The sequence below is a fragment of the Chryseobacterium gleum genome, assembly GCF_900636535.1.
GTDB lineage: Bacteria > Bacteroidota > Bacteroidia > Flavobacteriales > Weeksellaceae > Chryseobacterium > Chryseobacterium gleum.
This window is the reverse complement of the sequence record NZ_LR134289.1, coordinates 4,783,348-4,806,719: the sequence shown is the minus strand read 5'-3', so window position 1 is coordinate 4,806,719 and position 23,372 is coordinate 4,783,348. Positions and strand designations below refer to the sequence as shown.

General features: G+C 32.9%; 18 protein-coding genes. 8 read left to right on the top strand and 10 right to left on the bottom strand.

From position 1 onward, the window contains the following. Positions 1-432: 432 nt before the first annotated feature. The 4 genes from EL165_RS22095 to EL165_RS22080 all read right to left on the bottom strand — a co-directional run bounded on the left by EL165_RS22095 (position 433) and on the right by EL165_RS22080 (position 4,246). Positions 433-2,010, bottom strand: coding sequence for a recombinase family protein (locus EL165_RS22095; RefSeq protein WP_002981582.1), 1,578 nt, complete (start codon positions 2,008-2,010; stop codon positions 433-435). 347 nt (positions 2,011-2,357) lie between these two features. Then, positions 2,358-2,978, bottom strand: coding sequence for a hypothetical protein (locus tag EL165_RS22090; protein WP_002981585.1), 621 nt, complete (start codon positions 2,976-2,978; stop codon positions 2,358-2,360). Continuing rightward, positions 2,959-3,945 (bottom strand): MvdC/MvdD family ATP grasp protein, encoded by a 987-nt coding sequence (locus EL165_RS22085; RefSeq protein WP_002981587.1) that lies wholly within the window; start codon positions 3,943-3,945, stop codon positions 2,959-2,961. The genes EL165_RS22090 and EL165_RS22085 overlap by 20 nt, the downstream gene beginning before the upstream one ends. Continuing rightward, complete coding sequence (locus tag EL165_RS22080) at positions 3,914-4,246, bottom strand: hypothetical protein (RefSeq protein WP_002981589.1); 333 nt, start codon at positions 4,244-4,246, stop codon at positions 3,914-3,916. Before EL165_RS22080 ends, EL165_RS22085 begins: the two co-directional genes overlap by 32 nt. A gap of 210 nt (positions 4,247-4,456) precedes the next feature. Here EL165_RS22080 and EL165_RS22075 point away from each other — a divergent pair, with 210 nt between their 5' ends. Together EL165_RS22075 and EL165_RS22070 are read left to right on the top strand one after the other, a co-directional pair. Then, the gene (locus tag EL165_RS22075; RefSeq protein ID WP_002981591.1) at positions 4,457-7,327 is read left to right on the top strand and encodes a tetratricopeptide repeat protein; all 2,871 of its coding nucleotides are present in this window, start codon (positions 4,457-4,459) and stop codon (positions 7,325-7,327) included. Between the two features lie 244 nt (positions 7,328-7,571). Then, positions 7,572-9,218, top strand: a complete 1,647-nt coding sequence (locus tag EL165_RS22070) for a hypothetical protein (protein WP_002981593.1) — start codon at positions 7,572-7,574, stop codon at positions 9,216-9,218. A gap of 365 nt (positions 9,219-9,583) precedes the next feature. Here EL165_RS22070 and EL165_RS22065 read toward each other — a convergent pair whose 3' ends face one another. The 5 genes from EL165_RS22065 to EL165_RS25965 form a co-directional block, all read right to left on the bottom strand. After that, positions 9,584-12,868: a DEAD/DEAH box helicase gene (locus EL165_RS22065; RefSeq protein ID WP_041461917.1), complete on the bottom strand. Its 3,285-nt coding sequence runs from the start codon at positions 12,866-12,868 to the stop codon at positions 9,584-9,586. Between the two features lie 879 nt (positions 12,869-13,747). Next, complete coding sequence (locus tag EL165_RS22055; RefSeq protein WP_002981599.1) at positions 13,748-14,599, bottom strand: hypothetical protein; 852 nt, start codon at positions 14,597-14,599, stop codon at positions 13,748-13,750. Then, entirely contained in the window at positions 14,599-15,729 is a 1,131-nt protein-coding gene (locus EL165_RS22050) for an AAA family ATPase (RefSeq protein ID WP_002981601.1), read from the bottom strand. The genes EL165_RS22055 and EL165_RS22050 overlap by 1 nt, the downstream gene beginning before the upstream one ends. After that, a complete protein-coding gene (locus tag EL165_RS22045; protein WP_002981603.1) occupies positions 15,726-16,793 on the bottom strand; it encodes a DUF262 domain-containing protein in 1,068 nt (355 codons plus the stop codon). The genes EL165_RS22050 and EL165_RS22045 overlap by 4 nt, the downstream gene beginning before the upstream one ends. A 176-nt stretch (positions 16,794-16,969) precedes the next feature. After that, positions 16,970-17,125 (bottom strand): hypothetical protein, encoded by a 156-nt coding sequence (locus tag EL165_RS25965; RefSeq protein WP_002981605.1) that lies wholly within the window; start codon positions 17,123-17,125, stop codon positions 16,970-16,972. A 436-nt stretch (positions 17,126-17,561) separates the two neighbouring features. Between EL165_RS25965 and EL165_RS26675 the strand changes: the two genes are divergently transcribed. The 6 genes from EL165_RS26675 to EL165_RS22015 all read left to right on the top strand — a co-directional run bounded on the left by EL165_RS26675 (position 17,562) and on the right by EL165_RS22015 (position 22,385). Beyond that, the gene (locus EL165_RS26675) at positions 17,562-17,636 is read left to right on the top strand and encodes a hypothetical protein (RefSeq protein ID WP_429830936.1); all 75 of its coding nucleotides are present in this window, start codon (positions 17,562-17,564) and stop codon (positions 17,634-17,636) included. Between the two features lie 432 nt (positions 17,637-18,068). Continuing rightward, positions 18,069-19,055: a GTP 3',8-cyclase MoaA gene (gene moaA, locus EL165_RS22035; RefSeq protein WP_041461560.1), complete on the top strand. Its 987-nt coding sequence runs from the start codon at positions 18,069-18,071 to the stop codon at positions 19,053-19,055. A gap of 2 nt (positions 19,056-19,057) precedes the next feature. Further along, on the top strand, positions 19,058-20,257 hold the full coding sequence (locus EL165_RS22030) for a molybdopterin molybdotransferase MoeA (protein ID WP_002981611.1): 1,200 nt from the start codon (positions 19,058-19,060) through the stop codon (positions 20,255-20,257). Positions 20,258-20,264: 7 nt separating this feature from the next. Continuing rightward, positions 20,265-20,741 carry a cyclic pyranopterin monophosphate synthase MoaC gene (moaC, locus tag EL165_RS22025; RefSeq protein WP_002981613.1) on the top strand — a complete coding sequence of 159 codons (477 nt, stop codon included), beginning with the start codon at positions 20,265-20,267 and terminating at the stop codon, positions 20,739-20,741. Further along, entirely contained in the window at positions 20,722-21,330 is a 609-nt protein-coding gene (locus EL165_RS22020) for an NTP transferase domain-containing protein (protein ID WP_002981615.1), read from the top strand. The genes moaC and EL165_RS22020 overlap by 20 nt, the downstream gene beginning before the upstream one ends. An 11-nt stretch (positions 21,331-21,341) precedes the next feature. Then, the gene (locus tag EL165_RS22015) at positions 21,342-22,385 is read left to right on the top strand and encodes a HesA/MoeB/ThiF family protein (protein WP_002981617.1); all 1,044 of its coding nucleotides are present in this window, start codon (positions 21,342-21,344) and stop codon (positions 22,383-22,385) included. Between the two features lie 49 nt (positions 22,386-22,434). On the opposite strand, the gene EL165_RS22010 is transcribed toward EL165_RS22015, so the two are convergent. Next, entirely contained in the window at positions 22,435-23,352 is a 918-nt protein-coding gene (locus EL165_RS22010; protein ID WP_002981619.1) for a bestrophin family protein, read from the bottom strand. Between the last annotated feature and the right edge of the window lie 20 nt (positions 23,353-23,372).

The following is a 23,372-nucleotide window of genomic DNA, read 5'->3' as shown; positions in this document are numbered from 1 at the left end:
ACACCATTAGGACAATTTAGGCCAAATGGTGTCATTTTATTTATAAATACCCATCAATCAGCCTATTTAATGTATTTTACCCCCTTTTTCTTTATTTTCTAAAACAAAATATCTCTTTAAAAAACAAATATTTTATCTTTTTCAGTTTGTTTTGAAGCTAAGACTCTTTAAAAACACAATGATCCAAACAGGATTCGAACTTTCTACACAAAATTAAAACACTGAAAAACAACTATTTAACATAAATCATATATTCCTTGGAAGCAAAAGTTCGAAACCTGTCAAGTTATTCAGAAAGGTTTCGAACTTTTTAAAAACAAAAACGAAATAAAATACGAATAATCAATATTATCCAATTCATTTTTAAAGTAATTATGACAATTTAATTTTATTTAAATGTATTCTACAAACCTATGTTCAATATATTTATTTTTAGATATTTTTCAAGTTTTGTTCATACCCTAAAAAATATAATTCTTTAAAAAATTCAACTATTCTTTGCTCTATCTGCTGACCATGGATTTCTTTTATTTTCGAGGTTGGAACGGTTAATCCAAATATGACTTTAACACTTTCTGAGAGCATTTTATCAATATTCCCTTCTATTACTTTTACCTTCTCCGGAAAACATAACCTGATAATTCTCTGTTTGGTTATAGTATCTGAATTTTCATAAAACTCCCCTAAGTGGTTAATTATATAACCTGTTCCTTTCTCTGTATGTTTTTCAGCCACTATTTTTAAAGCCTGCTGTCTCAACTTATCAGTATTATCTTTTAAAGATTCTTGGCAGCGACTTCTTATTAGTATATAATCATCATAGTCAATATTTCCATCTGAAAATAGCTTTTGTGCATTAAATCCCCTATCAATCAATTTTTCCATTTCTTTCTTTATCTCCTCTTTTTTCTGAGTATAGTCATGGTGTTCTTCACTGTAAATTTCTTTTGAAATACTATCTGCAAGCTCTAAAAATGGTTCTACCACTCTATTCTTCTTAAGAAATGAAAGAAAACTCAAATTGATAAGGTCAGCTCTTACCCGGTATGAACAATGCCCCATACAGTGGTAGTAATAATATTTTTTAATATGGCCTTGTGAACCACTTCCTGTCAGCGTCTTTCCACAATTAGGACATTGTAGGATACCTCTAAAAATTAAATTTTCATTAGCTATCCTTTTTGAAGTTAATTTCTTAGGATGGTTTAAATCCGCATCTTTTATTATTCTTTGAACATGATCAAATAAAACGACAGGTATAAGACGCTCATGAGCACCTTCAACAATTTTTTCTGGTTTATTTTCAAATGCCGGAATTTTTATTTTACCGCAATAAATAGGATTTCTTACCAATCGGTAAAAAGCACTTCTGCTGCAATTAAGCCCATTTGATACCGACTCTTTGTATATGTCATTTAAACAGTATTTATTTTGTCTTACTATAGCTGTGAAAGCTTCACGGATAAAATATGCTTCCGGCTCATAGATGGCTATATATTTTTTTCCATCAGATGTGATTTTATTTCTATATCCTAGAGGAGCTTTATTGATCCATCTTCCTTCTAGTCTTGCTTTTTGCATTCCCAAACGCACATTACGACTTCTTTTATCGTTTTCTACTTCAGAAGTAGCCCAATACATTGCCAACATAATTTTACTTTCCGGGATTGAGAAGTCTAACTGCTGTTCAATTGCCTGAATGGAAACTTTCATACTCTGCAATCTTTCTAACATCTTATAAGCGTCCATAATATTGCGGCTGAATCGATCCCAATACGTAAAGAGAATAAGTGATGATTGGTTTTTAGTGAGCTTAAGCTCAGCGAAAAGTTTGTTCCACTCCGGTCGGTTGAATGTTTTTGCCGAATAGTCTTCGAAAATGGTTTTGGTAACAATGAGATTGTGATCTTTACAATAAAGCACAAGTCGGTCCAACTGGCTGCGTTGGGAATATCCTTTTACAGCCTGTTCATCAGTACTGACTCGTATGTACAGATAAACGGCTTGCATGGCATGGGTATTTTACATATTCATTATTATTTTAAAGCTCCTAAATATATATTAAACGAAAAACAGAAAAATTTATTTGACTCGTTTATATACGTGTTTTTACAAAATGCTTTTTATGTTTCGCTCAGATTTTGTTTTACTGACTGGCAATAACATAATTTATATTTATTGCAGAATCATGGAAGTAATTTGAAAATTATTAAAATAGAGGTTATATGCTATTTAAAAAAAGATAGTTCGGATCTGAGTAGAGATCAGAAAAGGTTATATAAAATATTTGAATCTATCAAAAACTTTTACAAAGGTTTAAATGAACGATACTTGTCTAAGCGAATTCTGGATTTACACTAAAGGAAAAAACAAAAATAGAAAACCATGAATGCATATAAACATATAACAAACATTGCCCTCTTGTAATATTCTTGCGCCATAACTAAATGCGAAACCTTCATATTTATTACGGCCTCATTACCCTTTATTATTTTGAAAAATGATGAAATAATGTCTCTTTTGTATTTGTTTTTATCGCCTGAAATATTTATATCCTCATTACCTAGTACATGGTAGGTTCCCCTTTCCAAAACTTTTACTGAAAACCATACCGTTCTGAGTGTATAAATTGCTAAAACGATCGATATAAACACCGAAGTTTTAACAACCCCACTTGGGATCTCTTTGCCCCATATTAATGTATTTGCACCTATTACAATAGTATTAGCCAAACTTAAAGATCCCATAAATAGAGCTGCTTTGGATTCAGTACCTTTTCTTCGATCATCTTCTTCTTGATATATCTTACCTTGTAATTGCAATGCAAGATCCAGATTTTCATCCTCAATTTTCAGAACTGGATTTTCCTCAACGGCTTCGACTTCTTCTGTTAAACACTGATTAGATATGTCATTATTAATATCCTCTTCAAGCAACGGCCATACTAGCTCTCTAAGTTTATGTAGTTTTTCGTTCATCACCTTTATCTTTTAACAAATTTACTATAGCACCCGAAATATCTAAACCAAGCAATTTTTCGATCCATGCCCACTGGCCATTGGGATTAATTTCAAGGAATACATATTCACCATTTTCATTTAAAATGAGATCTATCGCACCGAAATTTAAATCCAACTCTTTCAGCAGATTGATACAATTAGCTGAAATATCTACTGGTAATGTATAATTACTGTGTTTTAGTCCATCTTGGCTAACCCTCCAATCCACTTTTGAGTCGTCAGAATCTTGTGAGCGTATGAAGGCCGAAAAAACCTTATCTCCCACTACAGTCACCCTGATATCTCCTCTCTTTTTTATATGCTTTTGGAAAAATGTCGGACATCTTTCTACACGCTGAGCATTATTTTTGTCGAGGTATATTTTATTGGTGAAAATGATCGCTTCTTCATTTCCATCATCAGATATTAATCCTGTACGAATCGGTTTAATAATACAGTCCTCTTCATTCATTTCATAAAAATTCATTGCTGAGCCAGCATTAGTTGTAATCAAACTGTGGGCAATGGTAAAACCTATCTTCTTTGCTAATCGCAGTTGAAATATTTTATTTTCAGCATTTCTAATATTTTTAACATTATTTAACCAGTATGCTGAATTTAAAATTTTATAGATACCTTCTAATGTATAACTAATCTCATTGCGTATAAATTGATTTTCGGCCCTACTAAGCTCTGGATTATCATTGGGCAGTTCTGGTCTGCGAAAATACACGCTTTTAATATCCAATAGATCTATTTGATTACCAGTTATTCTGTCGAATATTTTAAAATTATCTTTATGAAAATCTAAATTTACCTCAACATTATCACCTAACTCTTCAGTATTTAGTCTGTAAAACTCTATTTTTTTCTCTTTAAGCCTTTTTACTACAAAATCAGTTGTAACATCTGCTTTATTGGTTATAAGGAGTACGTGTATCATCATTTTCCATTTTAACAAGAGTTTTTGTAGTATACATCACATAATCTAAATTATAGTCATCTTTTTCACCACTTACCTTAGTCCTGGTAGTTAAATCAAAAGACAATGCATTAGTATCACTTTCAGCTGTAACTTTTGTGACGGTAGCTAACGCTACCATAATATCGGTTGATGCATCAATTAGTGGGATCTTTGTACCGTCAATTTCCAGCATATTGAGGGATTCTAATGAATCATATTGGTAATTGGGGGCAAAATCTGGCTCCGAACGAACAATTTTATAGTCTAATATTAATGGCTTCATATCTGTCTCAGGTATATTTCGTAAAAATAATAATTATCCTTTCATTTTTCATCAGAAAAAATTATACATATCAGAAACAGAATGGGTAACAGCATATAAAAATCTTGAGCTATTGATTTTTAGATTTAGAGAATTCAAGAATGTTTTTCTTGTTCAAATTATTTCAATAAATGATATATTTGAGTTTATTTTAAAACTGTTCACTAAGGAATGCCAGATATAGACCTAAACTCAATTAAGATTTTTAAAAGAAATGGCGATGCGATTTCAACGAATAGAGGTTTCTATTATCAGTACTTATCTTTCTTAAAGAAATGGATAACTAACTTTATAAATGGAGATGACAGTCCCATTTATACAGAAGTTGACAATGATATTAAAGAAGTTGGAAAGAACCTTGTGTTCACACAATTAAAATGCTATAGTTCAGATTTTAGTTTAAATTCAAAAGAGATTAAACATACTCTATTTGACTTTTTTATAACCTACCTTAGGTACAAGCAAAACAACATTACGCCAAAATTCTCTTTTCTTACCAATTCTGGAATACAAAAGAGAGAAAAATTATTGGGAAAATGGCTTAACAGAGAAGTTTTTGATAATTCTACAGACCTTGAATCTTTAAAAAAGAAAAATAGAGAAATACTTAAAGGTGAATCTAATAAAATAAGGCTGGCTAAACTTAACCGTCAAAATATCACTTCAATAAAAAAGCTTGAAATCAACGAAAGTTATAAAGCGCTTTGCACTATTCTCTCGGATGATTTAATTGTTGAAGATTTTTGTAGAGCTGTCCACTGGGATTTCGGAGAAATTACGACAGAGGAAGCTATTTTCCAAATTAGGCAAAACATATTATCCTTATTAAAGAACAAAGTATTTGGTGATAAGCCGACCGAAATTATTTTTAGAGTTCTTTTGTCTGAAATATACAGATGTTCACAAGAAACCGAAGCTTCGATGCGCTGCCTGGCAAGCTTGGACTTACAAAACCTTTTAAATCTAACAGATACTGAAATATTTCAAAGAATTGATTCAAAATTTATACAATTAATTGGTTTTGAATTAGAGGAAATAAAGGATAGAATTAAAGCGGTTGAATCCGTACAGGAAAGTCAAGCTGTATTAATAGAAAAGCTAAGACCAAATACATTAGAAAAGCTTGATTTGACATTAGTTCCATATGTCAATGATGTTGAAGAAGTATTTGGTTGGGAAAATGAACTTAAGGAGGTATTTGATATTCTCAACAAAAAAAAACTTATAACAGTTAATAATTATGGTGGTGTTGGAAAAACAACATTTGCTAAAAAATTTCTTACAATTAACCGCAATAAATTTAATAACGTCGTATGGTTAAATATCGAAAAATCAATAGAAACTTCATTTGTCTTTAATAACCTGTTGCTTTCTAACTTGCGTATCAATTTGGATAAGGATAAAACTGTAGAAGAACAGTTTAATATTATATTGAATGAGCTAGATAAAATTGGTGAAAATAACCTTATCATACTAGACATCCAAGAAAATGACGAGACTTATTCTGCTCTTAACAACATCGCGAATTTAAGAAACTGGAAGAAAATATTTCTTACGCGAGCAAAACTTAAAACGTTAAACCCTTACTTACTTCCGTATTTGGATTATGACAGTGCAATCAGCCTTTTTAAATTACATTGTTCAAAGGAATTTGACGAAACAGTATTTAAATCTTTTATAAATTATATCGAGTTTAACACCCTTATCATAGAGCTTGTTGCCAAAACTATTGAGAATGGATTTGATCTAACTTTAGAGTTTGTATTTAATTCCTTAGAAACACAAAATCTAAATAATGAATTGCTCAAAATAGATATTGACCTTTATGATAAGGAGAATAAAGTAACGGCTATATTTGACTTTATTCTGCAAAAATTTTCTGTAAAAGGTATCAACGATACAGAAAAGTTCTTTTTGGATTATCTTGCCTTACTCCCATCTACAGATATTGTCATTGAAGATTTAGTATTAATTTGTGGTAAGGAATTTTATGATGCTAACAAACTAAGTTATATAAACTCAATTAATTCTTTAGAAAAGAAAGGGCTTGTACAATACGAGAATGACAAGAAAAGTATACGAGTTCATAAAATACTCCAACAAACAATTATATATAGATTAAGAGCTGGGAATAGCGATTTTATAGGTTTCATGTTATATATATCTTGGCTAACACATAGATTAACCGAAGGTTATAATAATCCAAAAGAATCATTCAGATTTTTAAAATATGCTGAATCAATTTTAAATAACATTAAAGAAGAGTATCGGACAAGTATTTATCAGCCGCTTTTACTTCTTGAAAATGAATATTTGCATTTATCATCATTCTTCTTTATACGTGATAATAGCGATGAATTATGGGCAGACTTGATAAAGAGAACTGAAAAATATTTAGGAAAGGATGCGCTTTGCTTGGGAGCAATGTATAACAATCTAGCATCAACATTAAATATTGAAAATTCTTTGGATGATATTATTAAATACCAAAGAAAAGCTAATAATTTATATTTACAACATTCTCGTGATTTTAAAAACGGTGATTTATTAATGTTTATTACATCATTACAAAATCTGGCGCAGGCATATCTTTTAAAAGATGATCCAGAAAACGTACTCAAATGTCTCCAAAAAGTAGCAGCCCTTAGAAAACAAAATTATTTTTATCATGATGCACAAGTCGGCGTAGGGTATAGTATATTGTCTGAACTTCACCGTAGGAACAAAAATTTTGATGAATCTGAGTCATTGATCAAGAAAGCTATTAAATATCATAATTCAATACCCAAAGAAAAGAGAAATGAACTTCTATTATCTAGCTACTACAATAAATTATCGGAAAGTTCCATTTTGAAAAACAATTTGGATGATGCAATAATACATCAATTAAGATGTGTAGAAATTCTGGAATCGCAAGGAATCAAAAATACGCATGCTGTAAAGATGTATCAATTTCTCATTGACTTATTTAAAATAAGTAATAACCCTGAGAATCACATAATTTATAAGGATAAGCTTGAATCATTAATAAAACAGAATTGAGAAAGATGTTGCACATTCTACTTCCTAAATAATACAGTAGATTCCATATATTATTCTTTAATGTTTATACTCAGTTTAACCCTATCAAGCTAACTTTTTTTACATAAAAATTTAATTTCATTGATTACATCTACTTAGGAAGCGTTAAAGAACTTACAAGACGAAGGGTAATACAAACAAACTATTGATTATTAACAAACTGTTTAATACTGTGATACTTTTAAATAACTAAAAACAAGTACTTATGGAAAATTCCAAGAATTCTCAATTGGTAATAGAAGATAATACTTACGGGTATGAATTAAAGAAATTACTTTGGAAACATCAATATCATTATCCTGCTTACAAAGAAATGATAGAATTAATTCTGAAACTCATTAATATTGATTTCCAGAAGTGTGAAGTGAAAGACCTGAACTTATATTTTACTGAAAATGAAAAAAAGTTATTTCAAGACACAAAACCTATTCAAGGAATTAAAAATAAAGAGGTTTTAGCAAGATGGTTTGATGTAATGTTAACTTTAAATAAAAAGAACATTAGAGCCTACATCAAACTAGCCCATGAAAGCTATATGGAGGTATATGCAGCAACTTCTGAGATATACTATATGATCCGTTCTCTTGCACTGGTAAAATATGCAAAGAGCTTTTTTAATGATGAATTTGAAGAGATATTCGAGAAGGTAAAATATACATTCATTGAATGTTCGTCGGCATACTATCAGCAACTTATATTAATTGAATTGTCCTCTATCTATGGTCAAAACAAATGTCAGGACGAGTTTAGTGAATACATAGAACTGAAAATAAATCATTTCGGTAAAACCAAGGACTTTCGCTCTGCAAGATTTTGCATCAGATCATTACAACTTATTGGCATATTAGACAAAAATCAATGCAATATTAGAATGGCTGAAAATTACGAAGCAGAAGGTGACCAGTATGTGTCAGAAATGGAACCCAATACTTACTATCCTACAATTTCTGCAGTATATTTAAAGGGCTTTAGATTGATAGCTTCTACAAATGGTTGCCAAGAATTGCATAACAGACTACAGCGAAAAGTTGCTAAACTTCAACTTGAGGATTTTCGTACAATACAGGCTGGTGGTATTCGTCTTATTCCGGAAATTGATATGGCTTCAATTCATAATAATGTACTAAAATTGAATCTAAGTACTTCAAGCCTTGCATATCACACTTTGCTAGAACTACCAATGATCTCCAACTCGATAGTTGAGGAATTGGCTAAGTCAGACAGGAAATCCGCTATGGGATTAGCATCGTTCTTCTCAGAGCAAGTTAAAATTTCACAGAAAGGTGCTCAAGTTGCTTCTGAAGATATTGCCGAAAGTTACAGTAGTAATGCGCGGACTTACTTGAGAGAAAAACTAATGGCTTATATTTATTTTGTAAAGGGTACCCTGGATGGATACATTGACATGAATCATGCAATGGTAACGAGACTTTTAATCGAATCTAAAAGTCCGTTTGTTCCAGAGGATAGGTTGCATATTTATAGCTTAGGAATTACGGCTGGCTTTCAAAATGATTTTGTCACTGCCGCTCATTTACTTATTCCCCAGCTGGAAAATAGCCTCAGGCACTTAGCCGCTACAAATGATATTATTGTAACAACCTATGAAAAGAGATTCCACCTAGAAAATCTATTGGGAGGATTAATTGCTAAAATCCGTCCCTTGGCTAATGATGATATTATTGAAGAACTGGATAGTTTTCTTGTCCATAACAGCAACGTCAATTTTCGAAATGAATTGCTGCATGGACTGATGGAAACTACGCTCGTTCATAAGTATGGGCTCTATGCCTGGTGGTTATGTTTAAAACTGATTTTACAAACGAAGTTGCATTTTCCAGGAATAAAATAGTAACTACTGTAAATATCATGATTTTATGCAAATAATTTAATAACCCAAAGATAATATTGGATAAGCCCGCCTACCAAGGCCGTTACTCCAGCTGCTTTGAGGAGTAGCTTATCTTTTATACCGATTATCCAGACTCCTCTGCATTCTAAGTATGCGATCCCCAAAATCTATTCGATTCATTGATTTATTTTTTTAAATATCTGGACTAAAAACCGCTCGCCTTCTGTTCAATCAATTGCCATACAAGAAAAAAAATATCCCCAATGGACTTTTTTTAATATAGTATCAGTCTGTAATCTTCCCTAAAAACAGCTACGATTATAAATGTAATGTTTCCATTATTTGGCTATTTTATTTTTTTGTTTTTATTCACTCGTCATTACAAAGAAATTATTTCCTGTCTTTTTTAACAACAAATCAGTAGCACCAAGTAATTTTAAGTGCTCCGTTTCTTTTTCAATAACCTTTTTAGAAATGCCGGGCTGCACAACATAAATATTGAATTCGAGTTCACAGTATCCTGATGTTATCATATTTAATAAGGTGTTCATTTCTTCATCCCCACCGACTTCGTACCTACTTGCTTTCCCTTGGTTAATACGTGAATTTTGACGTCTAACCATATGTTGCAGAAGTTCATAAGTGGTATGCCTCCAATGAAAGCTTCTTTGCGCTTGCCCACACACCTCATATAAATCCTTTAAGCGACCACCGCTTTGCGATTTTGATGAAAACTTACAATGGTACAAGTCTATTTTTACTCTACTGTCTCCACCCTCCCAAAATTTTATCGCTATAATATCACTCGCTTCATTGGCATCATCGTCGTCAAATATTATTTTATAATCAATATTAGATTTTAGCTTTTCAATAATATGGTATTGAATTGAGTCAGTTCTCTTTTCTAGTTTCTGTGATTCTTTCCGAATGTCTGTACCCGTCCATTCTAAAGCAAGTATTTTTGAGGTATCAAAAAGGCTAATTTTACCTTTAAAAGGGAAAAAGATATTATTATACATTTTGGAATTGTCATGAAACCAAGTTATCGGAGGAAAATCATAAAATAATTCGGCTATATCTATTTCGTTTCCTTTATAAGTAATTATAAAAGGTATACTACCAATCAATTCGTATTTATAACCACGTCCAATCGTAGAATCCAATACCAATTTATAGTCAATGGTACTCTGATTTGACTCAATCGAGAATTCGACGTAATTATGACTATATGATTTCAATCTGACATTAAAATCAACCACGGGAATGCCTCTGTGCAGGGTCATAGAGGTATAAGCATATAATTCTTCGTTCCATTTCATGGCTACAGGAACTTTGTTCGCAGGGAGTTCTGTAATCAATTCTGGTTTCTGAATGAATTTGAAAATGTCTTGTGTATCGATAGAATCATCTAAGAGCTTGTTGCCAAGACTATCACACCATTGGCAGAAATCGGGAATACTTTTCACCAATTTAGTCCAAACTCTACCTTTCGAGGAGCAACCAATTGTAACCTTATCTCCATTCTCATAACCGACTCCGAAAAGATTTGAACTGGATTTAGTATCCTTGTCCAATTCATCCAGACCACTCACTATAGAATTTCCTGCATACATAGTGAAACTGATAGGACCATCTAAAGTAGACTTTAAACCTAGATTAAATAGCTCCAATTGAAACACTCCATCCAGGCACTTATAAATATCAGCCTCGTTAAACAAACTTTTATTGGGTCCTACAATTGCTTCGGCAAGTTTATCATGCGTTGTTCCATTATTTGTACTGTTTATATAGAGTAGTTTCTGTTCTTCGTTCAGGTATATTATATAGAGATCATATTGACAGTTTAGCAAATCGTCTATTTTCCCCCATTTTACAGGATCAACTTTTTTTGCAACAATAACGAGTAGATTTTTTTCTTCATGTTCTACTGATACTGTTTCATATTTTTCTTCATTAAAACAAGATGTATAATTCTGTGGTTCCCATTCGATCTCATCATCAAATAACCTGAAGACAACTGTGCTCATCGCTGGCGTTATATTTCGCAATGGAATTTTTGCCGGGATCTCAGCATCTGAAAAATTCTGAAAAAAGTCTTGTTCTTCTTTTACTGAGCCTATTATATCTTCATTCGCCATACTGATAATTTTATCCCAGTCCGAATCTTTTTGATATAATTTTTTCAAAGTCCCTTTTAGCTCCGGATCTGCAATATTGGCTACTATAGACGCATTGCCCAATTTTAATATTGATTCGCGCGTAAACCTTCCAAAGAACTGAAATGAGGTTGTGATGTTTTTATGCAAATCGTGCAATGCACAAATTTTTAACTGAGGAAGGTCAAATCCTTCTCCAAGCATATCAACGCATACAATTATTTTATGCTTTCCTGCAATGATGTCTTCTAATATTTTCTTGCGGATTGCCTGCTTAATACCGCTATGAATAAATACAGGGTTGTACTTCTGATATGGTTTATAGATTTTTTCAAATACCTCTTCAGCTTTAGACATTGTATCCACCCTTGCCATCAATATATGGTCGTATTTTCCCTCTATATCTTTTTCCAAAATGGAAATTGCTTTCTCTGCAATAAGTTGGTCAGATTTCAGTGGATTAAATTCGAGAATAGGGTGAAAAACAATTTGTTTATAGTAATTGTCTCTTTGAGCGAGTGAGAGGGGATAATCGTAAATAACCTTACCTTGTAAACGTTTCTTGTCATTTCTAAATGGAGTCGCTGTGAATAACAAAATAGGTTTATTATAAGTTTCAAGTTGTACTTTGATGTTATTCCACTCTTTTGCCTGACTATGGTGTGCTTCATCCATAATCAAAAGATTGCACCAATTCAGAAATGATGTCTTTATTTTTACATCACCATTCAATATCCCTGTAATTATTTGCGGAGTGGAAATAATTACATTTGATTCGAACAAACTGTTTGCATCTTCTATGCTTTTAATACTCGTTTTTAGAAAACCTACAATTGGATTTTTGGCAGAAGAGGAAACAATTTGAAACTTACGATCTTTTAGAACACCCAGAGATTTAAATTTATTGAAAATCTGGGTTCTCAATGAGGCCGAAGGAACGATTACCAATAAGCCTTGACACTTTTCTGCTATAGTTAAACATAGCATTGTTTCAGTCTTACCTGTCCCAGTAGGCATTACAATTACAGCAGGTTTATTTGAAATGCTCCAATGGGAAAGAATAGAATGTAATGCACCAATTTGTGGAGGTCTAAGTCCAAACTGTGTAATATTACCAGTTTCATCTTTGATTTCCTTTTTGTAATTAAATTTCCCTTCCCAAGTCTGAAGGATATTTTTGTGATCAGGAAGTTTTATATACTCTGCTTTCTTCTTACATTTCGAAAGAATTGCAATGGTCAGTTTTTCATACTCTTCAAGCAATGTGAATACAGCATCATAATTTTGTGGGATCTGGCTCTTAATTATTGAGATAAAATACTTTGAATCATTTTCGGAAAGAAATTCATATCCTGAAAATGTACTTCCATTAAATTTTCTTATAACACCTTTTTCAACTCCAATATAGTATTCTTGTTTATTGCCGTTGATATTTTTTACATATGTACAATTGAAAGTAATTTCAATCTTTTCCTCTGGGAATAGGCTATCCATCTTGAATAAATTTAACATATATTGAAAGCCAATATCGACTATTGAAATTCTCCTATATGGTGATAGTTCTTTTTTCTTTAATCAATCTGCAATATTCAGGCTTTCAATAAATTGCACTATATACAAATATATTAAAAAAAGAAATTGAAAAATTACGGAAAACCGTATGAAACACTTTTATTAAAATCAACCTTTTCTATTATCTTATGGTTGATTTTATAAATATGAAATTGCTACAGTATATTAGAGAATCTGATTATAAAAATTCTAATGAATCATCTTTACCGGCTTTTCGCTACTCATGCTAAAATTAAGTATAGAGATGATCAAATCAACTCTATACTTAATACTTGAATATTTAAATTAAATATAAAACATTATAAATCAGCAAAATACTCACAAAATCCAATTAAGATCAGTAACCAAAGAGTTCGGAGATAATCCTGTCAAGACAAAATGAGATAACTTTTTAAAAGCTGTCTCATTTTTTATACCCATAAAAAACTGTGGCCCAAACTTTTACAATTGGGATATTTAGAGTTCGATTTTTGAAGCTAGAATTCCTCTTCACTTGTTTGAAATTATCTAGAAGAGCCTCAATATATTTTCTATAGGACTTTTTCGCAAATTCGAAATCTCCTTAGGGCTATAGTGTCTTTTGTTCTGGTTTTTTATAATTTTTTGAGATAAGATAAAGCAAGTCCAAAATAACTGCTATTTCTTCATCATCTACTTTAATGCCATTCTTTGCTAATAGGGGAAAACACGATTGTCTTATTGCAAACAGAATTGAGTTTCTCTTATCTATGATTAAAAATAATACCAACATTTAAACTTTCTAATAGTACCCAATTATTTATTGAGGAAAAATATTAATAATTATTCTCTGGTTTTAGTAATAAATTGTTGAACTTTTAAATCAACTTCTCTTTGGTCAATTGGATGGTATGCGTGAAAACTTTGAGCTCCTGGAGCATCACATTTCCACACCATGAATTTATTATTGCTGGGATCGTAATTATATAATTCATTCGATTTGCGATATCCAATAGCTTCTTCTAAAAATAATTTTGCATCATCTTGGCTGCATTCCAATGGAGATACCTGTTCATTTTTATTTGGAATAACTCCAACTCCATTTTCTCCATGCTTTTTATTCCAAGTATAACTTCTTTGATCTCTATTGCTATGAAACCACTCAATTGCTTTTTTTACCTCTGTTAAGCAATCTACATTATGTCCTGTTGTAATTATTGGAGGCTTCAAATTGGCTCTGGAAATAAGAATTGTAGAATTTTTACTGAATTCTGAAGAATAAAAATTAATTATATAAACCTTATTTCCTAAATATTTATACTCACAAGCTTCGGCAAAACTTTTATCATTAACATATGCAGTTTGAGCGCCTGAATCAAATATATAATAATATCTATGATCAACTTGTTGTTTTTTTTGAATTGTCCAATCCTTTGACTCGGCCTCTAATAATAATTGTCTAATTTTGTGTACTGGATTTGTAATCGAATAATCTGTCACCTCATCCAACATATCTATGTTATTAAATAGCTTTCCTAATTCTACACTTGAATAGAATAGTTCAACATTTGGAAGAAACAAAAAAGAATGTAAAATATCTAATAGATTATCAATATTTCTATTGAATTCTTCAAGAGTTTCTGGAATCCAATCTTGACCATCTAAATACATCCTTTCATTTAAAAATGCCTTCATTAGAATCCCATTATTTGTTTCATATCCTTACTAAATTGATCAAAAAAGTCTTGAGGAGGACCAATTATTCTCGCGTCATCTCTTACTTTTATGGGATGTACCAAAGAGATATGTGATTCATTTTCTCTCTCAATAAAATATATAGCTACGTTATCTGTTGTAATTCCTATATTAGAGTTTCTTTTATTCTCTACTATATTGACTAGAATTGAATTAACAATATGGTCGCTATGCGTCTCAACTATTAGTTGTATTCCACATTGTGCGGCCAGACAAAAAAGTTTTCCTATTACTGACTGTCCAGCAGGGTGCAAGTGAGCTTCAGGATTTTCAATTAGTATAACGGCTCCTTTTTGGGAAGTTAAAATTGCAACCAATACTGGAAGAATATAAGAAACTCCGAATCCAACATTTTCAGGTTTATACTCTTTTGTTTGACCTAAAGATGTTTCAAATTGATATCTTAATGTAACTGAATTTTGAGCTGAATTTTCATTTATACTTATTTTAATACTAGGAGAAATCTCGTGTAGCCATGCTTCAACCTGGGATTTCAATTTAAGGCTTTTAGCTTTCTCATGAGCCATTTGAGGAAATACAATGTCTTTCTCTGCATTACTTGCTAAATAATGTACAGTGTATTTACCATCACCATGTTTTTCTGAAATTTGGTTTAGTTGTTCAACATAGTAGGTATTCCTTTCATGTGACTCTCTAGCGCCAATATGCTCCGCTGCAATATATTGAAAATTTTTTCCGAAAATTTCTAATTTTGAAAAATCATCTTCCTTAATTGCATTTTTGAGTGGTAAAAAGTTCTTATCAACATTTCTGGAGAATAACCATTGATGCTTAATAGAGTTTTCTAACGTAATAGAAAATTCTAATTCATCTCCATCCCCGCTTTCGCAAAATGCATCTTGTGAATTGCCAATCATAACTAAATCACCGTTTAATAATAGTCCTTCAAATTTGCGTTGAGACAAATAAGACTGCCTTAAAAGTAAAATAGATTGTATAATTGAAGATTTACCCATCCCATTCCTTCCAGTAAATATATTTAGACCTTTTAGATCGAAAAAGGCGTTTTCATGAGCTTTAAAATTTTTTAGTTCAAGCTTTGTGATCATATTTTAAATTTTTTTAACAGTTGAAATATTACTTCAAATCTGTAATCAACCTTGTTTCTACTATTTGTTGAAAATGAAATTGACTCATTAAAATATCTATTATAAAAGATATTCTGTAATTCTAAATTCAATTGATCTTTATTTGTTTTTAAATTTTCTAATTCATCTTCATCAAGCCAAGCAAGATTTACACTTATTGCTTCGAAAAGTGCTTTATTAATTCTTGGAGTTCGAATTTTTTCGGGATCTAATTTTTTAAATCTATTATCCCCAAAAATTTCAATAGAATAATACATTGATTTAAAAAAAACATCTCTAACATGTTCAATATTATAATAATTCTTATTAATTTGAACCAAACAATTATTCATAAATGTTTCTAAATTTCCATTATAATCAATTTTCAACAAGTAGAATGCTAAAAAACCATTTACATATTCAAAATCCTTCATCCTACGGGGGCTAATAGAATTGAATGTCGCCTCTTTAAAATACTTTGAATCAGCAAGTTCCATAAGTAATTTTGTGGCAACTCCCTGATTCAGAGCATATCTTAATTCTTGATTATTAAGATTAATACCACCGGTATTAATTCTACTAAATATTATGAATTTTATTTCATCAGGAGTCCCTCTATTAATGAGATAAATATTTAATGGAAATTCTTCAATCCTCCTTTGAAGTTCGCGTGGGAGCTCTGAGAAAGTATAACCATTGAATTCTGGCAAAAATTCCAAACCATCCAATTTGAAATTCTCTTTAACAATAAAATTATAAAATGTTGTTACACGTTGTAATCCATCAACAACCTGCCAATCACCTTTTTCATTAGAGTCGAAATAAAAAGAAGGTATTGGAATTCTAATCAATATAGATTCAATTAATCTACTTTGTTGTACTCTACTCCAAATATTCCAATGTCTCTGATAATCTGCGAATAAATCTATTTCTCCATTTTGTAATCTTCGAAGAATATAATACAAACTTATTTGTTGTATAGATATGTCTATATCATTTGGATTAAACTTGTAGTCGTAACTATCTCTAAATAAGTCGTTTGGCATCGTTTTAGTTATTTTCAATCCTTCTTAATTAAACTTTCTTAATTTTGAAAGCCAACATAATTTTTTGACCTCCCAAAAAATATTTATTCATTTTGTTGGGCTATCCTTTATAATTCAAATATAGAACAAATTTAAGGATCGTTTTTTTATTATTTAAGAATAATATGTTATCAATATTAATCATCTGCATCAGCTTTTTCCATTAACATTCTATGATAAGAGCAAATATTGCCCTCATAAGCTTCTTCTAATTCATGCATGAAACCACATATCGTACAACTTTTAGCAATTTGACGGTATCCACAAGATAATATTTTTAGCTTTATTTGCATATAATTTGTTTGAGTTTTATGCTCTTTGTCTTTATGTTAAATATGTTAAAGTTAACAGCAATTGCCATTTTAGGGATTTAATTTTTAGTGGCAGAATCGTGGTAGCTTTAAAAAAGTTACTTAAAATACAGGTTTATTACGAAATGAGAGATTTAGTTCGAATCCCTCCCTTTCATATGAAAAAATGAATTATAAAAATTACAATAAACATTATGATTAAGAATATATGAAGCTCTTTTTTCCAAAATTTCTTTTATCTTATTTATAAATGTGTGGATTTCAAAACTACTAATAATAAAGATGCTGATATAATCACATAATATTCCCTTTTACAATTGGAACATTTGAATGCTTTTTGTAGATTTTAAAGATCCAAACGATATTGTGGTCGTATGTTTATGATATTTATTCGCCAAGAGGTCCATCAAAAGAAGAAATGGGTGGACTTTTAGGTATGGCTCGAAATGCAATCCCAGCTGATCAATTATGGTTAAATTCTAATTACGGATAAAACCAGACACTAGGGATGAAAATAGAGAAAGCATTGATTACTATAGTAACAGCAGCGAAAGAATCGGCTTCTGTCTTTAGTAGCAATTCTGTTTTGTACGAATTTATGGCAGACTATTAGCTAGCCTGCCGTATCAATCCATTAACAACCTCTATAAAATACTAAATATCAACAAAATATACGCAAAATCCAATTAAGATCATTTATTAAAGAGTTCGAAGATAATCCTTTAAGGATCACAAAAAAACCTCACAATTTTTATTGTGAGGTTTTTTGTTTTTTTTTATTCGCCATCCACTGATCAAAACGATTTTTACATTTTCCCGGCCGCATGAATCAGGATATCCGGTTCTTTGATCGGATTTAAGCTAAAATTCTCTCTCTTTCAGAAGAAACAATCAGTATATTTGTAATAGGACTTATTGTATTTAAATGTTGACAGATCAATTTGGAAGGAGCATAAACTATCTCCGGCTTGCTATTGTAGACCGGTGTAATCTCCGATGTACTTACTGTATGCCGGAAAACGGTCTTAGCTGGATCAAGCAAAATGAACTCATGACTGACGAAGAAATGCTCAGAATCTGTTCGGTATTTACAGAAATGGGGGTCGATAAAATCAGGATAACAGGAGGAGAACCTTTCGTCCGTAAAAACAGTATTGAGCTTATCCAAAATATATCACAATTAGCCGGACTTACTGATCTCAGCATCACCACCAATGGTCTTCTTACCGGACAACATATTCCACGACTAAAAGAATACGGAATAAAATCTGTCAATCTAAGTCTTGACACCCTTGATAAAGAGCGGTTTTTCAAAATTACAAGAAGAAACAGCTTTGATAAGGTGATGAAAACGTTAGATAGTCTCCTGCAGTATGATATAAAAGTAAAAATCAACACAGTGGTGATGGAAGGGGAAAATATTGAGGACATTATTCCTTTAGTAATGCTTACAAAAAATCTTCCGGTAGATGTCCGTTTTATTGAGGAAATGCCTTTTAACGGAAGTGAAACTGATATTTCCCTAAAATGGAATTTCACACAAATCTACAGCTATATCAAAGATCATTTTCCTGAAATTCAAAAGACAAATGATCCTAAAAGTTCAACATCATACAATTATAAGATTCCTGGCTTTACAGGAAGTATAGGAATCATTGCAGCTTATACCCGTTCATTTTGTGGAGACTGCAACAGAATAAGAATCACGCCTTCCGGTATCCTCAGAACCTGTTTGTATGAAGGAACCGGTATCAACCTGAAGGATGAAATCCGTATGGGAAGAACAAATGAAGAGCTGAAAAGTATCATTATCGGCAGCATACACAAAAAACCGAAAGACGGCTGGGAAGCTCAGAAACTGAGTTTAAAGCCATCACAAATACATCAGTCAATGGCAACAATAGGAGGGTAATTATGGAAATGATCAGTGTACAGCAGGCAGAAGACATCATCTTTTCTCAAATCAGAAATTTCGGGACAGAAGAAATTTTCTATGAAAATGCCACAGGACGAATTTTAGCAGAAAATATTCTGGCAGACCGTGATTTGCCGCCTTTTGACAGGCCAACGGTAGATGGAATTGCCATCAGTTTTAAATCCTATGAAAGGGGAATTCGTGACTTTACCATCAAAGCTGTACAGGCAGCAGGAGAATCTCCACTTTCCATTGATGAAGAAAACGAATGCATAGAAATTATGACCGGAGCAGCATTGCACTCTTCAGTGGATACTGTCATACGTTATGAAGATATTCTGATCAATAATAATGTTGCAAGCATTAATATTGATATTAAAAAAGGACAGAATATCCATTTGAAAGGAAGGGATAAAAAATCAGGAGAAATATTGGTAAAAGCCAATCAGGTCATCACACCATCTATTCTCGGGATCGCTTCGTCTGTGGGAAAAACATCTTTAAAGGTAAAAAAACTTCCCAGAGTCGCCATTATTTCCACCGGAGACGAAATGGTTCCGTCTGAACATACTCCTACCCCATTCCAACTGAGACGTTCCAACGGAATTACTATACAATCTGTTTTGAAAAAATATAAAATTGATGCTGACTGGCTGCATTGGAATGATGATTTTGAATTGATAAAAAAGGAATTATCCCAATGTATTGACAGTTATGATATTCTACTGATGAGCGGCGGGGTTTCTATGGGAAAATTCGATTATTTGCCCAAAGCCTGTGAAGAGCTGGGAATAAAAAAGCTTTTTCACAAAATAAAACAGAGGCCGGGAAAACCTTTCTGGTTTGGAAAAAGCCAAAACGAAAAATTGGTTTTTGCATTCCCTGGAAACCCGGTTTCCGTATTTATGTGCCTGCACCGGTATTTTATTCCCTGGCTTGAAAAATCTTTGGAAATCCGGGAAAAACCTCAATATGTCGTTTTACAAAATGATATTGATTTTCCCTTTTCGTTACAATATTTTGCCCAGGTAAAACTCAGCATGAATCCATCAGGACAATTAATCGCAGAATCAGTAAATACCAATGGTTCCGGAGATTTTTCTCATCTTGCGGAAACCGATGCATTTATAGAACTTCCTCTGGAAAAAACTGTGTTTAAGAAAGGCGAAGTCTATAAAATCTGGAGATATAATTTTTAATGTAATCATGACAAATTTTTCACATCTTAATAAAAAAGAACAGCCCGGTATGGTGAATGTAGGCGGTAAAAAAGCTACCCACCGGAAAGCCACTGCCAAAGCTATTGTAATACTTCCTGAACATATTCTGGAAGCGCTTCAAAAAGATGATTTTAAAACTAAAAAAGGTTCAGTTTTCCAAACCTCTATCATTGCAGGAATAATGGCAGCAAAAAAAACGGGAGAACTGATTCCTCTCTGCCATCCTATTGGTATGGACAACTGTGAAATAGATATTGAAATCAATGATCAAAATGAAATTGAAATCTATTGTACTGCCGAGATCGAAGCTAAAACAGGCATCGAAATGGAAGCATTGACAGGTGCATCTGTTGCCGCACTTACTATTTATGATATGTGCAAAGCCATGAGTCATGACATCGTAATCAAAGAAATACAACTCATCGAAAAATCCGGAGGAAAAAATGATTTCAAAAGAGACTGATGTACCCCAATTAAACGGGCTGGTACTGGCAGGAGGAAAAAGCCAGCGTATGGGAAGCCCTAAAGATAAAATGAACTGGCATGGCAAAGAGCAGCGGTATTATGCGGCTGATCTTTTAGCTCCGTTTTGTGATGAGGTTTTTATTTCCTGCAGACAAGACCAGCTGGAAAATTTTGATTCAAATTACAATGCCCTTACTGACACTTTTCTGAATATGGGACCTTTCGGCGGAATTCTTTCGGCATTACGCTCCCAAAGAGATGCGGCATGGTTGGTCGTTGCCTGTGATTTACCTTTATTGGATGAAAAATCGTTAGAGTTTTTAATTGAAAACAGGAATATAGAAAAAGCAGCCACCACTTACGAAAGTCCTTTTGACAGATTACCGGAGCCATTGATTACGATTTGGGAACCTAAAAGCTATCCTTTGCTCCTCAATTTTTTAGGATCAGGAATTACCTGCCCAAGAAAAGTTCTGATCAACAGTGATACCTTAATCCTGAAACCAGGCAACCCGGATTCTTTAATGAATGTGAATACTCCTGAAGATAGGGAAAAAGCCCAGGAAATTTTAAGAAAACAGATTTAAGACAGAAACAGATGAGTAACCCGCTTGAACGTTATCATTGCCAGATGGCTTTACCCGGATTTGGAGCTTCGTCTCAGGAACTTCTTAAAAACGCTAAAGTCCTGATCGTAGGTATGGGAGGGCTTGGCTGTCCTTCGGCACAATATCTTACTTCTTCAGGTATAGGAACAATTGGTCTTGCCGATAATGATACCGTCTCTGAAAGCAATCTTCACCGCCAGATTTTATATGCTCCGGAAGATATCGGAAAATCGAAAGTTGATGTTGCTGCTAAAAAGTTACACCAGCAAAATCCATCGGTAAAGATTATTCCTTTTAATTTCCTGGTAACCTCTGAAAATGTCATGGATTTGATTTCTGAATTTGATCTGATTATTGAAGGAACAGATAATTTCGAAACAAAATGTCTGCTGAATGACGCCTGTGTACTGACGGGAAAACCTTTGATATATGGTGCTATTTACCAATACGAAGGCCAGGTAAGCATCTGGAATGTTATACAGAAAAATGGCACTTATTCCCCTAATTACCGTGATGTTTTCCCGAATGCGGAAGAATCACAGGTACCGAACTGCAGAGAAGGAGGTGTATTGCCTACATTGGCGGGAATTGTTGGATGTATGCAGGCTAATGAAGCTATAAAATACTTTACACATCCCGAAGATTCACTGGCAGGAAAACTCTGGATGATGAATGTGCTGAACGGCAAAACCCAGATCATTAAATTAAGAAAAACTTCCGTGCAGATTACAGGTTTGCCTCAGACCGTAAAAACCATTACGTTTGAGCAACTGATGCAGGAAAAAGATCTTTTTGAAATCATAGATGTCCGTACACCACAGGAACATGATGAGTTTAATATCGGAGGAATTAATTTTCCTGTAGAAGAATTACAGAGCCATTCAGATTATATTTCAGCTTGTCCAAAATCTATTGTCGTATATTGTCTATCCGGGAAACGCAGTGCAGAAGCGGTGAGAAAAATTAAAAATATCTTTCCTGGGAAGAAAGTGTATTCTTTAAAAGATGGCATTCAAAAATATAAGCATATATGACAGTAATTTATGAATTAAGAGAAGCAACAATCACTTTCGCTTTTCGACATTAATCAATAATATTCTGAGCCATTTTCTGAGAAACAGCAATATGTTCTCCCACCATCTCATGAATGGTTTCATCAATCATGACACACATACTGTTAAGGGCTAAATCATTCGCATCTGTTCCAAAAGGTTCCTCAATTTCGTCAGCTATTGCTTCAAACGCAACAAATGTATAAGCTACAAAAACCACAATAAGTGGTGTAAACCATCCGAGCGAATCCACCAGTCCGAAAGGTAACAGAAAGCAATAAATGTATACCGTCCGGTGCAGTAAAACCCTGTAGCTGTAAGGGATGGGAGTTGAAATAATTCTCTCGCAGCCTCCAAGAATATCAGACAGTTTATCAAAATTTTCATCAAAGCGGGCCTGCTGGATAGAATCCAGGGAACCTTCATCTTTTAAATTCTGTACCCATTCTGCAAGCAGGCGCATCATTACAGCCGGTTTATATTTGGATGCAGCGACAATTTTCAGCTGATCTTCATCAAGTCTGGATTTTAAATCTTCATAAGCATCTGTTCCTCTCAGCTGATGTTTCAACGCAAAAACAAAGGCCCCAAGCAGCTGCACAAAATTATGGACTGAAGCCTGATCATTTTTTATATTTTTCAGCGTGATGGCCTGGCGGGTCAGTGCCCTGGAAGTGTTCAGCAGAGCGCCCCACAGTTTTCGTCCTTCCCAGAATCTGTCATAGCTGGCATTGTTTCTGAATCCGAGAAATAAAGCCAGTACAAAACCGAACAGGGTAAGTGGTGCCGGATTTAGCGGAACTTTAAACGAGAGAATGATCCCATGAAAATAGGTCACCAGTAAAGAAAGAATTAAAAGCAATCCCAAACGGGGAAGCAGGGCTGGCAAAACAGAGCCATGCCACACAAAAAGCATTCTGAACCAGTGTTCCTTTTTTCTTATGATCATTGCTGAATGATAATTTATTC

Bases quoted from the DNA above. Each gene is read 5' to 3' on its own strand.
- moaC (WP_002981613.1), top strand. From the start codon at position 20,265: ATGACAAATTTTTCACATCTTAATAAAAAAGAACAGCCCGGTATGGTG.
- EL165_RS22080 (WP_002981589.1), bottom strand. From the start codon at position 4,246: ATGAAGCCATTAATATTAGACTATAAAATTGTTCGTTCGGAGCCAGAT.
- EL165_RS22045 (WP_002981603.1), bottom strand. From the start codon at position 16,793: ATGCCAAACGACTTATTTAGAGATAGTTACGACTACAAGTTTAATCCA.
- EL165_RS25965 (WP_002981605.1), bottom strand. From the start codon at position 17,125: ATGCAAATAAAGCTAAAAATATTATCTTGTGGATACCGTCAAATTGCT.
- EL165_RS22070 (WP_002981593.1), top strand. From the start codon at position 7,572: ATGGAAAATTCCAAGAATTCTCAATTGGTAATAGAAGATAATACTTAC.
- EL165_RS22075 (WP_002981591.1), top strand. From the start codon at position 4,457: ATGCCAGATATAGACCTAAACTCAATTAAGATTTTTAAAAGAAATGGC.
- EL165_RS22055 (WP_002981599.1), bottom strand. From the start codon at position 14,599: ATGAAGGCATTTTTAAATGAAAGGATGTATTTAGATGGTCAAGATTGG.
- EL165_RS22015 (WP_002981617.1), top strand. From the start codon at position 21,342: ATGAGTAACCCGCTTGAACGTTATCATTGCCAGATGGCTTTACCCGGA.
- EL165_RS22020 (WP_002981615.1), top strand. From the start codon at position 20,722: ATGATTTCAAAAGAGACTGATGTACCCCAATTAAACGGGCTGGTACTG.
- moaA (WP_041461560.1), top strand. From the start codon at position 18,069: ATGTTGACAGATCAATTTGGAAGGAGCATAAACTATCTCCGGCTTGCT.
- EL165_RS22085 (WP_002981587.1), bottom strand. From the start codon at position 3,945: ATGATGATACACGTACTCCTTATAACCAATAAAGCAGATGTTACAACT.
- EL165_RS22090 (WP_002981585.1), bottom strand. From the start codon at position 2,978: ATGAACGAAAAACTACATAAACTTAGAGAGCTAGTATGGCCGTTGCTT.
- EL165_RS22010 (WP_002981619.1), bottom strand. From the start codon at position 23,352: ATGATCATAAGAAAAAAGGAACACTGGTTCAGAATGCTTTTTGTGTGG.
- EL165_RS22095 (WP_002981582.1), bottom strand. From the start codon at position 2,010: ATGCAAGCCGTTTATCTGTACATACGAGTCAGTACTGATGAACAGGCT.
- EL165_RS22065 (WP_041461917.1), bottom strand. From the start codon at position 12,868: ATGGATAGCCTATTCCCAGAGGAAAAGATTGAAATTACTTTCAATTGT.
- EL165_RS22030 (WP_002981611.1), top strand. From the start codon at position 19,058: ATGGAAATGATCAGTGTACAGCAGGCAGAAGACATCATCTTTTCTCAA.
- EL165_RS22050 (WP_002981601.1), bottom strand. From the start codon at position 15,729: ATGATCACAAAGCTTGAACTAAAAAATTTTAAAGCTCATGAAAACGCC.